Raw genomic sequence first — 14227 nt, forward strand, 5'->3', positions numbered from 1 at the left:
AGCACCCGGCCCTCTCCCTGAAGGAGAGGGCGAAGTGGTGTGTACCGCGTTGGCGATCTACTGTGGGAGCGCGCCCTGTGCGCGACAAACCTACGGAGCGGTACACCGACACGTGGCTGTCGCGCACAGGGTGCGCTCCCACAGGAAAACCGGTTGCTTGGCGCGTTGGGATATCGAAGAGAAACGTTGCCGCGAGCACCCGGCCCTCACCACCGTAGAGGTGGCAATTCCCCAGCCCTCTCCCCGGAAGGGAGAGGGAGAAGTGTGGCGTTAGATCAGCTTGATCTCGCGCAGGCGCTCCAGCAAATACTCATGCGAGGTAATGCTGGTGTTGTAGCGGCTCGGATTATCTGGCGTGATGGTCTGCGGCAGAGGATCGAGCACCACGTCCGGATTCGGGTGCAGGAAGTACGGCACCGAATAACGCGGCTTGCGCGCATTGTCGTTCTGCGGGTTCACCACGCGGTGCGAGGTCGACGGATACACGTGGTTGGTCAGGCGCTGCAGCATGTCGCCGATGTTCACCACGATGGCGTCGCCTTCGGTGGTGATCGGCAGCCACTCGCCTTCGCGCGTGAGCACTTCCAGGCCTTCCGCGCTGGCGCCGACCAGCAGCGTGATGAAGTTGATGTCCTCGTGGGCGCCCGCGCGCACATTCGGAATGTTTTCTTCGGTGATCGGTGGGTAGTGGATCGGGCGCAGGATGGAGTTGCCCTGGTCGATCTTGTCGTCGAAGAAGTGTTCCGGCAGATCGATGTGCAAGGCCAGTGCGCGCAGCACGCGCGAACCGAGCTGGTCGAGCGCCTCGAACAGGCCGTAGCCGTTCTGCTTGAAATCGCTGATTTCGGCCGGCCAGATGTTGGGCGGCATTACGTCGGCGAATTTCGAATCGCGCGGGATCTCGCGGCCGACGTGCCAGAATTCCTTGAGATCGGCGAACTTGCTGTCCTTGGCCGTTTCGACCTTGTACGGCGTGTAGCCACGCGCACCGCCGCTGCCGGCGATGTGGTACTTCATCTTGGTTTCTTTCGGCAGCGCGAAGAAGCGCTGGAACGAATCGTAGGCGCCGTCGATCAGTTCGCGCGGGATGCCGTGGCCGCTGATGCAGCAGAAGCCGTATTCACGGTAGGCGTTGCCCAGCTCGGCCACGAATGCGGCACGGTCGGAGTCGTAACGACGGATGTCGAGAGTCGGAACTTTCTTCATGATCTGTCCACAGGTTGTGCGTGCGGTCCACTTGTCAGTCCGCCACCGCAGGGGCGGGGCACGTCGGGCCAATCCTTGGCGACCTGGGTAACGCTTTACAGGCTCACGAACGTTCTGCGGCGGATTTTACGACACCTGCGAGCTGTTCGGCCAACTGGCGGACTTCACCCTCGTCGGCGGCCTCGATGGTCACCCGGACCAGCGGCTCGGTGCCCGACGCACGCAGCACCACGCGGCCACGGCCGGCCAGGGTCTGCTCGGTCTCGGCCAGCGCGGCGCGCACCGCCTCGCTGCCCAGGGCTTCGCGGGCGCCATCGGCACGCACGTTGATCATGATCTGGGGCATCTTGTGCAGCCCCTGGCGGGCTTCGGCCAGGTCGGCGCCGGCCAGGGCCTCGAGCACGGCCAGCGCGGAGACGATGCCGTCGCCGGTGGTGGCGCGGTCCAGGCACAGGATGTGGCCGGAGGTCTCGCCGCCGAGGTTGCCGCCGTGCTCCTTGAGTTGCTGCAGCACGTAGCGGTCGCCCACGTTGGCACGGATCAGCTTCACGTCGAGCTTAGCCAGCGCCAGTTGCAGGCCGTAGTTGCTCATCAGCGTGCCGACCACCGGACCGAGCAGCAGGCCCTGCGCGTGCCAGGCATTGGCCAGCACATAGAGGATGTCGTCGCCATCGGCCAGCTTGCCGTGGCGGTCGACCAGCTGCAGGCGGTCGCCATCGCCATCGAAGGCAATGCCGATGTCCGCGCCCTGCTCGATCACCGCGCGCTGCAGTGACTGCGGGTGGGTGGAGCCGACGTCGCGATTGATGTTGAAACCGTCAGGCTTGTCGCCAAGGGTGATAACCACTGCGCCCAGTTCGCTGAACACTTTCGGCGCCACCTGGTAGGTCGCACCGTTCGCGCAGTCCAGCACGATCTTGATGCCGCGCAGGTTGAAATCTTCCGACACCGTGGACTTGCAGAACTCGGCGTAGCGCGTCACCGCATCGGCGATGCGAATGGCCTTGCCCAACTGCTCGGACGGCACCGTGGCGAAGTCCAGCTCGAGCTCTTCCTCGATCGCCAGCTCCACTTCGTCGGAAAGTTTTTCGCCGTTGGCGGAGAAGAACTTGATGCCGTTGTCGTGATGCGGGTTGTGCGAGGCACTGATGACGATGCCCGCATCGGCCCGCAGCGAACGCGTGAGGAAGGCGACGCCCGGCGTGGGCATCGGGCCCAGCAACGACACATCGGCGCCCGCCGCGACCAGGCCGGCCTCGAGCGCGGATTCGAACATGTAACCGGACACGCGCGTGTCCTTGCCGATCACCACTTTCGGTCGCGGCCGGCCATGGCGCGCCAGCACCACGCCCACCGCGCGCCCCAGGCGCAGCATGAAGTCCGCGCTGATCGGCCACTGGCCCACGAGACCGCGAATACCGTCGGTGCCGAAATACTTCCGTTGCGTCATGGTGCTGCTCCTACCGGGTCGGCGCATGGCTGCGCCTGACGTCCTGGTCTGTCTGGTTTATTCGTCGTCCGGCCAACGCGGCGCGGAGGGTTTGTCGTCGCGACGCGCGGGCGTGTCGCCGGCCTGAACGGCCTGCCATACCGCGAGCGCGTCCAGCGTGGCCGCCACATCATGCACGCGCACCATGCGCGCGCCACGCTGCACCGCGATGACGGCGGCAGCGAGGGAGCCGGCCACGCGCTCGGCGGGAACCTGCCTGCCGGTCATGGCGCCAATCATCGACTTGCGCGAGAGGCCCACGTACACGCCGCTGCCCAGGCTGGCGAAACGCTCCAGCGCGCGCAGCAGCGCAAGGTTGTGTTCGAGGTTCTTGCCGAAGCCGAAGCCCGGGTCGACCATCACCTTGCGGCGGTCGATGCCGGCCAGTTCGCAGGCGAACAAGCGGTCGGTGAGGAAGCGATGCACCTCGCCCACGACATCGTCGTACTGCGGATCGTCCTGCATGCTGCGCGGCTCGCCCAGCATATGCATCAGGCAAACCGGCACGCCGAGTTCGGCCACCGCATCCATGGCGCCGTCGCGGCGCAGCGCGTAGACGTCGTTGATCATGCCCGCGCCCGCGGCCACCGCGGCGCGCATCACTTCGGGCTTGGAGGTATCGATGGCGAGCGGCACGCTGGTGCGCACCGCCAGTTGTTCGATCACCGGTACGACGCGGCGCAGTTCTTCTTCCACCGGCACATCGTCGGAACCGGGGCGCGTGGACTCGCCGCCGATATCGAGCATGTCGGCGCCCTCTTCCACCATGCGCAAGGCATGCGCCACGGCGTCATCCACCGAGGCGTAGCTGCCACCGTCGGAGAACGAATCGGGCGTGACGTTGAGGATGCCCACCACGTGCGGGCGGTCGAGCTTGAGCGGCCGGCCGTTGCAGTCGAGCACGGGAGCGAACAGATCGAGGGACATGAGGACTCCCGGGGATGACGTCAGGATGCGCCGCCCAGCGGCCCCATGAACTGGCGGTAGTAGCGCAGCTCATCGACGGAATCGCGGATGTCCGACAGCGCCGTATGCGCCGATTCCTTGGCGAAGCCCTTGCCGATCGCAGGTGCCCAGCGACGGGCCAGCTCCTTGAGGGTCGACACGTCGAGATTGCGGTAATGGAAAAAGCGCTCGAGGCGCGGCATCTGGCGATGCAGGAAGCGGCGGTCCTGGCAGATGGAGTTGCCGCACATCGGCGACTTGCCGGGCACTACCCATAGCTTCAGGAAGTCGAGCGTGGCCTGCTCGGCGGCAAGATGATCGTCGGCCGAGGCGACCACCTGGTCCCACAGACCCGAGCGGCGATGCTGGTTGCGATTCCACGCATCCATGCTTTCCAGCCGCTCCAGCGCATGCCGGATCGCGAACACCGGGCCCTCGGCGAGAATGCGAAGGTCCTTGTCGGTGACGATGGTGGCGATCTCGAGGATAGAGTCGTTGTCCGTATCGAGCCCGGTCATCTCCAGGTCGATCCAGATCAGATTGTCTTCGTTCGCTTGGCTCATGCGCCCTCCTGGACGCGGAGTCTAACAGCAGGTTGCCGGCCGCCACCCTGATTTTCGGCATAGCTCTTACGCCGAACCCTCGCCGGGGGAGCGTGGAGCACGCATGAAGGCCGTGCGATGATCGCTGCATGCAGACCTTCTTCTGGCACGACTACGAGACCTTCGGCGCCGATCCCTGGCGCGACCGGCCGGTCCAGTTCGCGGGCATCCGCACGACGATGGAGCTGGAGATCGTGGGCGAGCCAGTGATGTTCTTCGGCAAGCCCCCGCGCGAGATGCCGCCTCACCCCGATGCCTGCATGATCACCGGCATCACGCCCCAGCAGGCCGAGCGCGAGGGTTGCCCAGAGGCGGATTTCGCCGCCCGCGTGCACGAGCAGCTGGCGCAGCCGGGCACCTGCGGCGTGGGCTACAACTCGCTGCGCTTCGACGACGAGATCGGCCGCCAGCTGTTCTACCGCAACATGTTCGAGCCCTATGGCCGCGAATGGGAGAACGGCAACTCACGCTGGGACCTGATCGACCTGGTGCGCATGTGCCAGGCGCTGCGGCCCGAGGGCATCGAGTGGCCCCTGCGCGAGGATGGCTCGCCCAGCTTCAAGCTCGAGCATCTGGCCACCGCCAACCACCTGCGGCAGGAACGCGCACATGACGCGTTGTCGGACGTGTATGCGCTGATCGATCTGGCCCGGCTCATCCGGGTGCGCCAACCGCGACTGTGGGATTGGTACTTCCAGCTGCGCCGCAAGCAACGCGTGTTCGAGATGCTCGATGTGGTGGCGATGACGCCGGTGGTGCACGTGTCGTCGCGCTATCCGTCCAGCCGCCACTGCCTTGCCGTGGTCGCACCGTTGGCGGCGCACCCGAGCCGCCCCGGCGAAATCATCGTCTACGACTTGAGCCACGATCCCTCGGAGCTGCTTGCCCTGGATGAAGGCGAGATCGCCGACCGCGTGTTCACCGCACGCGCCGACCTGCCCGAAGGCGTCGAGCGGATTCCGCTGCGCACTGTGCGCGCCAACCGCGCGCCGGCACTGGCGCCGCTGTCGACACTCAAGGGCGTGGACCTTGGCCGGTTGCAGATCGACCTGGATCAGGTGCAGTCACACCGCGACATGCTCGCCTCCGCCGATGGGCTGGCCGCGAAGCTGCGTCGTGTGTTCCAGCGCGCCGCCGATCTGCCCCCGCCGCTCGACCCCGAGCTGGCCTTGTACAGCGGCTTTCTTCCCGATGCCGACAAGCGCCTGCTCAGCGAGATCCGCGGCACGCCGCCGGACCAGCTGGCGCAACGTGAATTCCCGTTCCGCGATCCGCGCTACCCGGAACTGCTGTTCCGCTACCGTGCCCGCAACTGGCCCGAAACGCTGAGCCTGGACGAGCAGGCGCGCTGGCAGACGTTCTGCCGTGAGCGCCTGACCCAGCCCACGCCTTTGACCAACCTTACCCTGGACGACTATTTCGCGCGCATTGCTGCATTGCGTGCCGACGATACGCGCCAGGACAAACTCGACCTCCTCGATCAACTGCAAGCCTGGGGCGAGATGCTCGCCGCCGAGTTTGTGCCCATCAGCGCCTGACCACAGACACCATGGCCAACACCTATTTTTCGCCTGCCACGTTCCGCTTTCTTCGTTCGCTGGAAAAGAACAACAACCGTGAATGGTTTCATGCGCACAAGGACCAGTACGAAACGCATGTGCGTGAGCCGTTTCTTGCCTTGATCGGCGACCTGCAGGCGCCTTTGAACAAGATCAGCAAGCACTACCGCGCCGATACGCGCAAGAACGGCGGTTCGCTGTTCCGCATCTTTCGCGACACACGGTTTTCCAACAACAAGCTGCCGTACAAGTCATGGCAGGGTGCGCGGTTCTTCCATGAGCGGCGCCATGAGATTCCAGCGCCCTCGTTCTATGTGCAGATCCAGCCGGGCGATTGCTTTGCCGGTGGCGGCATGTGGCACCCGGAGCCGGAGGCCCTTAAGCATATTCGTGGCTTTCTCGCGGATAACCCAGAGGCCTGGAAGAAAGCCACTCGCAGCAAAGCCTTCCGCGATCACTTCGAATTCTGGGGCGAATCGTTGAGCCGGCCGCCGCGTGGGTTCGATCCAGCGCATGAGTTGATCGACGACATCAAGCGCAAGGATTTTGCCTGCGGCGAGGGGTTTGACGAGAAGTTCGCGTGCTCGGCGGAGTTGCTGCCGTGGCTGGTGGACACGTACAAGCGAGTGGCGCCGATGATTGATTACCTGTGTGCGGCGCAGGAGTTGGAGTTTTGAGGTGATCAGCCAAACGGTGTCTTTCTAGCCTGTCATCCCGGCGCACGCCGGGATCCCGTAGCGGCACGAATCGGTTTTCGCCTCTAGTGCCGGGCTTCTGACTTGACGCGACAATCGCGCGTCGGGTCACTGGATCCCGGCCTGCGCCGGGATGACGAGCTAGGTAGGCAAGCCTCAGCCCACTTCATCCACCAACTTCAATCCTGGCCTCTGCTTCGCCAACTTGCGCAGCAACGCGGCAAAGTTCTGCAGGTCTTCATGCCATGGCGTCGCTTCGCGCCAATACAGCGCAATCTCGCGACCTGGCGCCTGCCCCTTGAGCTTGGCAAGCACCACATTGGGCATCGAGGCCAGTCGCTCATGCGCGAGCGCGGGCACCAGCGCATAGCCACCGCGCAGTTCCACCAGTGCGGCGAGGCTTTCCAGACTCACATCCTGCACGTGACCACCGCCAAGCACATCTTCGCAATGGCTTTCGGTCATCAGCGTGGCGTCGCCGGGGTCCAGTTGCTCCAGCCCCACGCTGCGCTTGCCGGCCAGCGCATGGTCGGCGCGGAACATCACCTCCCAGGGCTCGAAGAACAGCGGACGCATGGCCGCGCCACTGACCGGCGGCACGCGCGGCGCGAGCACGGCATCGAGTTCGCCTTCGTTCAAGCGGCGCAGCAGGCCGCGCGGCTTGCCTTCGGAAAGGCTCAGGCGCGTGCCGGGAAAGTGCTGGGGAAACGGATCGATCAGGTGCGGCAATAGATACGGACCGAGCGAGGCCGGAACACCGAGTCGCAGCTCGCCGCCAAACGCGACTTCGCCCGCGCGCGCCACCTGCTGCAGATGCTCGGCCGCGGCAAGCACCGCATCGATCTGCTCCAGCAGGCGCTGCCCGCCCGCCGTGGGCACGATGCGGCGACCGCCACGTTCGAACAGCGGCGCACCCAGCGCCTGCTCCACTTTCTGCACTTGATGCGAGAGGCCCGAAGGGCTGATGTGCATCGCGCGGGCGGCGCTGTTGAAGCTGCCATGGCGGCGCACGGCTTGCACCAGCATCAGGTCGCGGAGTGAGACTACCGATAGGTGAGAACTGATCATCCGCGGGGGGCTGTCCTGGCCTTTGACGGGTGGAAGCATAAACGACCGAGGGTTAAACGTAGCCCTCCACGTTGCCTCGCCCGCTTTTGCTCGTCATTCCGGCGCAGGCCGGAATCCAGCGACGTCAGTGATCGGTTGTCGCGTCGCCTGGAAAGGCAGTGTTCGCGCGAAAACCCGCGACCGACGCTACTGGATTCCGGCCTGCGCCGGAATGACGAGCAAAAAGAAAAGGGCGGCTTGCGCCGCCCTTCCCTTGTCATCTTGCGATGACTCACCGCTCTCAGGCAGTAACCGTATCGGCCACGTCCTGGTAATCGGCGATCTGATTGAAGTTCATGTACTTGTAGATCTTCTCGCCGTTGGCATCAAGCACGCCCACATCCGTCATGTACTCGGCCTTGGTCGGGATGCGGCCCAGGCGCGAGCAGATCGCCGCGAGTTCGGCCGAGCCCAGGTACACGTTGGAGTTCTTGCCCAGGCGGTTGGGGAAGTTGCGGGTGGAGGTGGAGAACACCGTGGCGCCCTCGCGCACCTGCGCCTGGTTGCCCATGCACAGCGAGCAACCCGGCATTTCCATGCGGGCGCCGGCGGTGCCGAGCACGCCGTAGTGGCCTTCCTCAGTCAGCTGCTGCTGGTCCATCTTGGTCGGCGGGGCGACCCACAGCTTGGTCGGGATATCGCGCTTGCCTTCCAGCAACTTCGACGCCGCACGGAAGTGGCCGATGTTGGTCATGCAGGAACCGATGAACACTTCATCGATGGTCGCGCCGGCCACGTCGCTGAGCGTCTTCACGTCGTCCGGGTCGTTCGGGCAGGCCACGATGGGCTCGTGCACGTCGGCCAGGTCGATCTCGATGACGGCGGCGTATTCGGCGTCGGCATCGCGCTCCAGCAGCTGCGGGTTGGCGAGCCAGGCTTCCATCGCCTTGATGCGGCGCTGCAGGCTGCGCGGATCCTTGTAGCCCTGCGCGATCATGACCTTCAGCAGCGTGATGTTGCTGTTGATGTATTCGATGATCGGCGCCTTGTCCAGGTGCACCGTGCAACCGGCGGCCGAGCGCTCGGCGGACGCATCGGACAGTTCGAACGCCTGCTCCACCTTGAGGTTCGGCAGACCTTCGATTTCCAGGATGCGGCCGGAGAAGATGTTCTTCTTGCCCTGCTTGGCGACGGTGAGCAGGCCGCTCTTGATCGCGTACAGCGGGATCGCGTTGACCAGGTCACGCAGGGTGACGCCCGGCTGCAGTTCGCCCTTGAAGCGCACCAGCACGGATTCGGGCATGTCCAGCGGCATCACACCCGTGGCGGCAGCAAAGGCCACCAGACCGGAGCCGGCCGGGAACGAAATGCCGATCGGGAAACGCGTGTGGCTGTCACCACCGGTGCCGACGGTGTCGGGCAGGAGCATGCGGTTGAGCCAGGAGTGGATCACGCCATCGCCCGGACGCAGCGAGATGCCGCCACGCGTGCTGATGAACTCCGGCAGCGTGTGGTGGGTCTTGACGTCCACCGGCTTCGGATAGGCAGCGGTGTGGCAGAACGACTGCATCACGAGGTCAGCCGAGAAGCCCAGGCATGCCAGGTCCTTCAGCTCGTCGCGGGTCATCGGGCCGGTGGTGTCCTGCGAACCCACCGAGGTCATCTTCGGCTCGCAATAGGTGCCCGGGCGCACACCCTGGCCTTCCGGCAGGCCGACGGCGCGGCCGACCATCTTCTGCGCCAGCGTAAAGCCCTTGCCCGTGTCGACCGGCTGCTGCGGCAGGCGGAACAGGGTGGACACCGGCAGGCCCAGCGCTTCACGCGCCTTGGCGGTGAGGCCGCGGCCCACGATCAGCGGAATGCGGCCACCGGCGCGCACTTCGTCGAACAGCACGTCGGACTTGACCTGGAACTCGGCGATCACTTCACCGTTCTTCAGCGCCTTGCCTTCGTACGGACGCAGCTCGACCACGTCGCCCATGTTCATGCTGGTGACGTCAAGTTCGATCGGCAGCGCGCCGGCATCTTCCATGGTGTTGTAGAAGATCGGAGCGATCTTGCTGCCCAGGCACACGCCGCCGAAGCGCTTGTTCGGAATGAAGGGGATGTCTTCGCCGGTAAACCACAGCACCGAGTTGGTGGCGGACTTGCGGCTGGAACCGGTGCCGACCACGTCGCCCACGTAGGCAACCAGGTGACCCATTTCCTTCAAGGATTCGATGAAGGCGATCGGGCCGCGCTTGCCGTCTTCTTCCGGCTGGAACGGCGCGCCGTCGCGCTTGTTCTTCAGCATGGCGAGCGCATGCAGCGGGATGTCCGGACGCGTGGTGGCGTCGGGTGCCGGCGACAGGTCGTCGGTATTGGTTTCGCCCGGCACCTTGAATACGGTGATGGTCAGGCTTTCCGGCACTTCGGGCTTGCTGGTGAACCACTCGGCGTCGGCCCAGCTCTGCAGCACGGCCTTGGCGTTGGCGTTGCCCTTGTCGGCCTTGTCCTTGACGTCGTGGAAGGCGTCGAACATCAGCAGGGTGTGCTTGAGCGCGTTGGCGGCGACGGTGCCGATCTGCGCGTCGTCGAGCAGCTCGATCAGCGGATGGATGTTGTAGCCGCCCAGCATGGTGCCCAGCAGTTCGGTGGCCTTCTCGCGCGAAATCAGCGCGCACTTTTCGGTACCGAATGCCACGGCCGCCAGGTACGAAGCCTTGACCTTGGCCGCGTCGTCCACGCCGGCCGGCACGCGGTTGGTGATCAGGTCGACGAGGAAGGCCTCTTCGCCAGCGGGCGGATTCTTCAGCAGCTCGATCAGCTCGGCAGTCTGCTGGGCCGACAGCGGCAGCGGCGGGATACCCAGCGCGGCGCGCTCGGCAACATGTTGGCGGTAGGCGTTAAGCATGGGGTCTCGTCCGGTGTCTGAGGCGGCATTTCAGCCCGCTATTTTGCCAGCCGGGACCCAAGCGCCGCAACGCAAGACATTGCTTCCGCCTGCGTTCGAAATCTTGCATGGCTAATGTGCAGCAATCGCCGATGGGGTCTCTTGCGCGTTTGGGCTTTTGTCCCAAACTGAATGGGAGTGCCGAACGGAGAGGATGGATCCAGCCTTGCGTGACTCCCCTATTCGTCATCCCGGCGCAGGCCGGGATCCAGTGACCCGGTGTGGGGTCTTCGCGACAACCATGCGTGGTCGCTACTGGATCCCGGCCTGCGCCGGGATGACGAGCAGCAAGGTGGCCTTTGCAATTCCCCTCACGTTCCCTGCCCTAGGATCCCCAAGCTACGCGTTCGCGCGTTCGCCAGACTCACGCAACAGGAGTTAGCCCATGCTGGATTCATTCGCCACCCGCGACACCCTCACTGTCAACGGCAGCCAGTACAACATCGCCAGCCTGACCAAGCTCGGCCAGCGCTTCGACCTCAAGACCCTGCCCTATTCGCTGAAGATCCTCCTGGAAAACCTGTTGCGCCACGAGGACGGCGTCAATGTGACCTCGAAGGAAATCGAGGCCATCGCCAACTGGGACGCCAAGGCCGAACCCGATACCGAAATCGCCTTCATGCCCGCCCGTGTGGTGCTGCAGGATTTTACGGGCGTGCCCTGCGTGGTCGACCTGGCCGCGATGCGCGACGCCGTGGTGAAGCTCGGCGGCGATGCCAAGCAGATCAATCCGCTGGCGCCAGCCGAACTGGTGATCGACCACTCCGTGCAGGTGGACGTCTACGGTTCGGAATCCGCGCTGGAGAAGAACGTCGAGATCGAATTCCATCGCAACCAGGAGCGCTACGCCTTCCTGCGTTGGGGCCAGAAGGCGTTCGATAACTTCAAAGTCGTGCCGCCGCGTACCGGCATCGTGCATCAGGTGAACCTGGAGCATCTGGCACGCGTGGTGTTCACCGCCGACAAGGACGGTCAGCCCTGGGCGTACCCCGACACCGTGTTCGGCACCGACTCGCACACCACCATGATCAATGGCATCGGCGTGCTCGGCTGGGGCGTGGGCGGTATCGAGGCGGAGGCCGCGATGCTGGGCCAGCCGTCGTCCATGCTGATTCCGCAGGTGGTCGGCTTCAAGTTGACGGGCAAGCTGTCCGAGGGCGTCACCGCCACCGACCTCGTGCTCACCGTGACGCAGATGCTGCGCAAGCTCGGCGTGGTGGGCAAGTTCGTGGAATTCTTCGGCAGCGGCCTCAAGCATCTTGCACTGGCCGACCGCGCCACCATCGGCAACATGGCACCGGAATACGGCGCCACCTGCGGCATCTTCCCGATCGACCAGGAAGCGCTGAATTATTTGCACCTGTCCGGCCGCAGCGACGAGCAGATCAAGCTGGTCGAAGCCTATGCCAAGGCGCAGGGCCTGTGGCACGACGAGAACGCCATCGAGCCGCGCTTCACCACCACGCTGGAACTCAACCTCGCCGACGTGAAGCCGTCGCTCGCCGGCCCCAAGCGTCCGCAGGATCGCGTGCTGCTCGAAGGCGTGCAGAAGAGTTTCCAGGATGCCGTGGGTCCGCTCACCGCCTCCCGCAGGCCGCGCACCGAGGAAACCTCGGCGTTCATCGCGGAAGGCGGCTCGGCGGCGATCGGCAATCCGGCCAACGACCTCACCAATGGCGGCGTGCGCGTCACCAAGGATGGCGAGTCGCTCAAGCTGGACGATGGCGCCGTGGTGATCGCCGCAATCACCTCGTGCACCAACACCTCCAACCCCAGCGTGATGCTCGGCGCCGGCCTGCTGGCGAAGAAAGCAGCGGCCAAGGGCCTGAAGGCCCAGCCGTGGGTGAAGACCTCGATCGGCCCCGGTTCCAAGGTGGTCACCGATTACCTGGAAAAAACCGGCCTGTTGAAGGAGCTGGAAAAAATCGGCTTCTACATCGTGGGCTATGGCTGCACCACCTGCATCGGCAACTCCGGCCCACTGCCCGCGGAAATCAGCCAGGGCATTGCCGAGGGCGATCTGGCCGTGGCCTCGGTGCTGTCGGGCAACCGCAACTTCGAAGGCCGCGTGCATCCGGAAGTGAAGATGAACTACCTGGCCTCGCCGCCGCTGGTAGTCGCCTACGCACTGGCCGGCACGCTCGACATCGACCTCACCACGCAGCCGCTGGGCACGGGCAGCGACGGCAAGCCGGTGTTCCTCAAGGACATCTGGCCCAGCAACCAGGAGATCTCGGACCTGGTGGGCAGCGCGCTCAATCCCGAGATGTTCGAGAAGAGCTACGCCGATGTGTTCAAGGGCGACACGCGCTGGAACCACATCGCTTCGCCCGATGGCGATGTCTATCGCTGGGATGACTCCACCTACATCAAGAACCCGCCGTACTTCGAAGGCATGAGCAAGGAGCCGGGCTCGATCGAAGATGTGCACGGCGCACGCGTGCTCGGCCTGTTCGGCGACTCCATCACCACCGACCACATCTCGCCGGCCGGTTCGATCAAGAAGGACAGCCCGGCGGGCCGCTTCCTGATTTCCAAGGGCGTGGAGCCGAAGGACTTCAACTCCTACGGTTCGCGTCGCGGCAACGACGACGTGATGGTGCGCGGCACCTTCGCCAACATCCGCATCAAGAACCTGATGCTGGACGGCGTCGAAGGCGGCTACACGCTGTACGTGCCGAGTGGCGAACAGATGGCCATCTACGATGCGGCGATGAAGTACAAGGCGGACAAGACCCCGCTGGTGGTGCTGGCCGGCAAGGAATACGGCACCGGTTCGTCGCGCGACTGGGCGGCCAAGGGCACGCTGCTGCTCGGCGTGAAGGCCGTGATTGCCGAGAGCTTCGAACGCATCCACCGCTCGAACCTAGTGGGCATGGGCGTGTTGCCGCTGCAGTTCCAGGATGGCCAGAACGCTCAGTCGCTGGGCCTGACCGGCAAGGAGACGTTCGACATCACCGGCCTCGACGGCGGCGAATCGAAGACGGCCCGCGTCACGGCCAAGGACGAGAACGGCAAGACCAAGGAGTTCACCGTGAAGGTGTTGCTGCTCACGCCGAAGGAACGGGAGTTCTTCCGTCACGGCGGGATTCTGCAGTATGTGTTGCGGCAGCTGGCCGGTAAAAAGGCGGCCTGACCTTGAAGAAAACGCCGCCCAGAAGGCGGCGTTTTTCTTGTGGGCTCAGCCCCACTGTGGGAGCGCACTTGTGCGCGACAAACCTACGGAGCGGAACAGTGGGGCGTGGCAGTCGCGCGCAAGCGCGCTTCCACAGGAGGCCGCGTGTTACCCCTCATTTGTCCACGTCGCCGAATAGCAACGCCACTCGCGCCCCTCCTTCCGCCACGCCGTCTCCACCCGGTACAGGCCGATCTGCGCGGGTAGCAGCTTGCCGCCGCTGGTCAGGGTGACGGTGAAGCGGGCCACGTAGCGCTCGCCGCGTGCCTCCACCTCGATCGGTCCGGTCAGGGCGTGGATCGTCTCGCCGCGGAACCTGGCCGCACGCAGCAACCCCACGATCTGCCGGCGTTCCATCTCGCCGTTGTTGCCGCTGAAGTCGTCGCTCAGCAACGCGTCCAGCGCTGAGGCATCGGCCTGTTCGGCCGCCTGCTCGGCCGCCTCGACACCCTGCCGCACCCGACTTTCGTCGGGCGTGCGATGGCAGGCCGCCAGGCCGATCGCCAGCAGTGCGCAAAACAGTGGATTTTCCAGTAGTTTTCGTAGCGAAGGCATAGGGGATTCTCGTTGCGGCGCG

The 14227-nt window shown here is 64.9% G+C and carries 10 protein-coding genes; 3 read left to right on the plus strand and 7 right to left on the minus strand.

The features are described 5' to 3' along the window. Positions 1-270 precede the first annotated feature (270 nt). The 4 genes from ACN9MB_RS12255 to orn form a co-directional block, all read right to left on the minus strand. A complete protein-coding gene (locus tag ACN9MB_RS12255) occupies positions 271-1206 on the minus strand; it encodes an isopenicillin N synthase family dioxygenase (protein WP_426269032.1) in 936 nt (311 codons plus the stop codon). A 103-nt stretch (positions 1207-1309) separates the two neighbouring features. Continuing rightward, positions 1310-2656: a phosphoglucosamine mutase gene (gene glmM / locus ACN9MB_RS12260; protein WP_204636370.1), complete on the minus strand. Its 1347-nt coding sequence runs from the start codon at positions 2654-2656 to the stop codon at positions 1310-1312. A 57-nt stretch (positions 2657-2713) separates the two neighbouring features. Then, complete coding sequence (folP, locus tag ACN9MB_RS12265; RefSeq protein ID WP_426269033.1) at positions 2714-3622, minus strand: dihydropteroate synthase; 909 nt, start codon at positions 3620-3622, stop codon at positions 2714-2716. Positions 3623-3642: 20 nt separating this feature from the next. After that, the gene (gene orn / locus ACN9MB_RS12270) at positions 3643-4203 is read right to left on the minus strand and encodes an oligoribonuclease (RefSeq protein ID WP_204636368.1); all 561 of its coding nucleotides are present in this window, start codon (positions 4201-4203) and stop codon (positions 3643-3645) included. A 128-nt stretch (positions 4204-4331) separates the two neighbouring features. Between orn and sbcB the strand changes: the two genes are divergently transcribed. Then, complete coding sequence (gene sbcB, locus ACN9MB_RS12275) at positions 4332-5780, plus strand: exodeoxyribonuclease I (protein WP_426269034.1); 1449 nt, start codon at positions 4332-4334, stop codon at positions 5778-5780. An 11-nt stretch (positions 5781-5791) separates the two neighbouring features. Next, positions 5792-6478 carry a DUF2461 domain-containing protein gene (locus ACN9MB_RS12280; RefSeq protein ID WP_426269035.1) on the plus strand — a complete coding sequence of 229 codons (687 nt, stop codon included), beginning with the start codon at positions 5792-5794 and terminating at the stop codon, positions 6476-6478. A gap of 174 nt (positions 6479-6652) precedes the next feature. On the opposite strand, the gene ACN9MB_RS12285 is transcribed toward ACN9MB_RS12280, so the two are convergent. Both ACN9MB_RS12285 and acnB read right to left on the minus strand, forming a co-directional pair. Continuing rightward, positions 6653-7564 (minus strand): LysR family transcriptional regulator, encoded by a 912-nt coding sequence (locus ACN9MB_RS12285; RefSeq protein WP_204636365.1) that lies wholly within the window; start codon positions 7562-7564, stop codon positions 6653-6655. 280 nt (positions 7565-7844) lie between these two features. Continuing rightward, positions 7845-10436, minus strand: coding sequence for a bifunctional aconitate hydratase 2/2-methylisocitrate dehydratase (gene acnB, locus ACN9MB_RS12290; protein WP_426269037.1), 2592 nt, complete (start codon positions 10434-10436; stop codon positions 7845-7847). Between the two features lie 424 nt (positions 10437-10860). Here acnB and acnA point away from each other — a divergent pair, with 424 nt between their 5' ends. Further along, positions 10861-13611 carry an aconitate hydratase AcnA gene (gene acnA / locus ACN9MB_RS12295; protein ID WP_426269038.1) on the plus strand — a complete coding sequence of 917 codons (2751 nt, stop codon included), beginning with the start codon at positions 10861-10863 and terminating at the stop codon, positions 13609-13611. Between the two features lie 147 nt (positions 13612-13758). On the opposite strand, the gene ACN9MB_RS12300 is transcribed toward acnA, so the two are convergent. Further along, positions 13759-14205 (minus strand): hypothetical protein, encoded by a 447-nt coding sequence (locus ACN9MB_RS12300; RefSeq protein WP_426269039.1) that lies wholly within the window; start codon positions 14203-14205, stop codon positions 13759-13761. Positions 14206-14227: the final 22 nt, after the last annotated feature.

The sequence above is a fragment of the Dyella kyungheensis genome (assembly GCF_049913195.1).
GTDB classification, from domain to species: domain Bacteria; phylum Pseudomonadota; class Gammaproteobacteria; order Xanthomonadales; family Rhodanobacteraceae; genus Dyella; species Dyella kyungheensis.

Bases quoted from the DNA above. Each gene is read 5' to 3' on its own strand.
- ACN9MB_RS12280 (WP_426269035.1), top strand. From the start codon at position 5,792: ATGGCCAACACCTATTTTTCGCCTGCCACGTTCCGCTTTCTTCGTTCG.
- acnB (WP_426269037.1), bottom strand. From the start codon at position 10,436: ATGCTTAACGCCTACCGCCAACATGTTGCCGAGCGCGCCGCGCTGGGT.
- glmM (WP_204636370.1), bottom strand. From the start codon at position 2,656: ATGACGCAACGGAAGTATTTCGGCACCGACGGTATTCGCGGTCTCGTG.
- sbcB (WP_426269034.1), top strand. From the start codon at position 4,332: ATGCAGACCTTCTTCTGGCACGACTACGAGACCTTCGGCGCCGATCCC.
- folP (WP_426269033.1), bottom strand. From the start codon at position 3,622: ATGTCCCTCGATCTGTTCGCTCCCGTGCTCGACTGCAACGGCCGGCCG.
- ACN9MB_RS12255 (WP_426269032.1), bottom strand. From the start codon at position 1,206: ATGAAGAAAGTTCCGACTCTCGACATCCGTCGTTACGACTCCGACCGT.
- orn (WP_204636368.1), bottom strand. From the start codon at position 4,203: ATGAGCCAAGCGAACGAAGACAATCTGATCTGGATCGACCTGGAGATG.
- ACN9MB_RS12300 (WP_426269039.1), bottom strand. From the start codon at position 14,205: ATGCCTTCGCTACGAAAACTACTGGAAAATCCACTGTTTTGCGCACTG.
- acnA (WP_426269038.1), top strand. From the start codon at position 10,861: ATGCTGGATTCATTCGCCACCCGCGACACCCTCACTGTCAACGGCAGC.
- ACN9MB_RS12285 (WP_204636365.1), bottom strand. From the start codon at position 7,564: ATGATCAGTTCTCACCTATCGGTAGTCTCACTCCGCGACCTGATGCTG.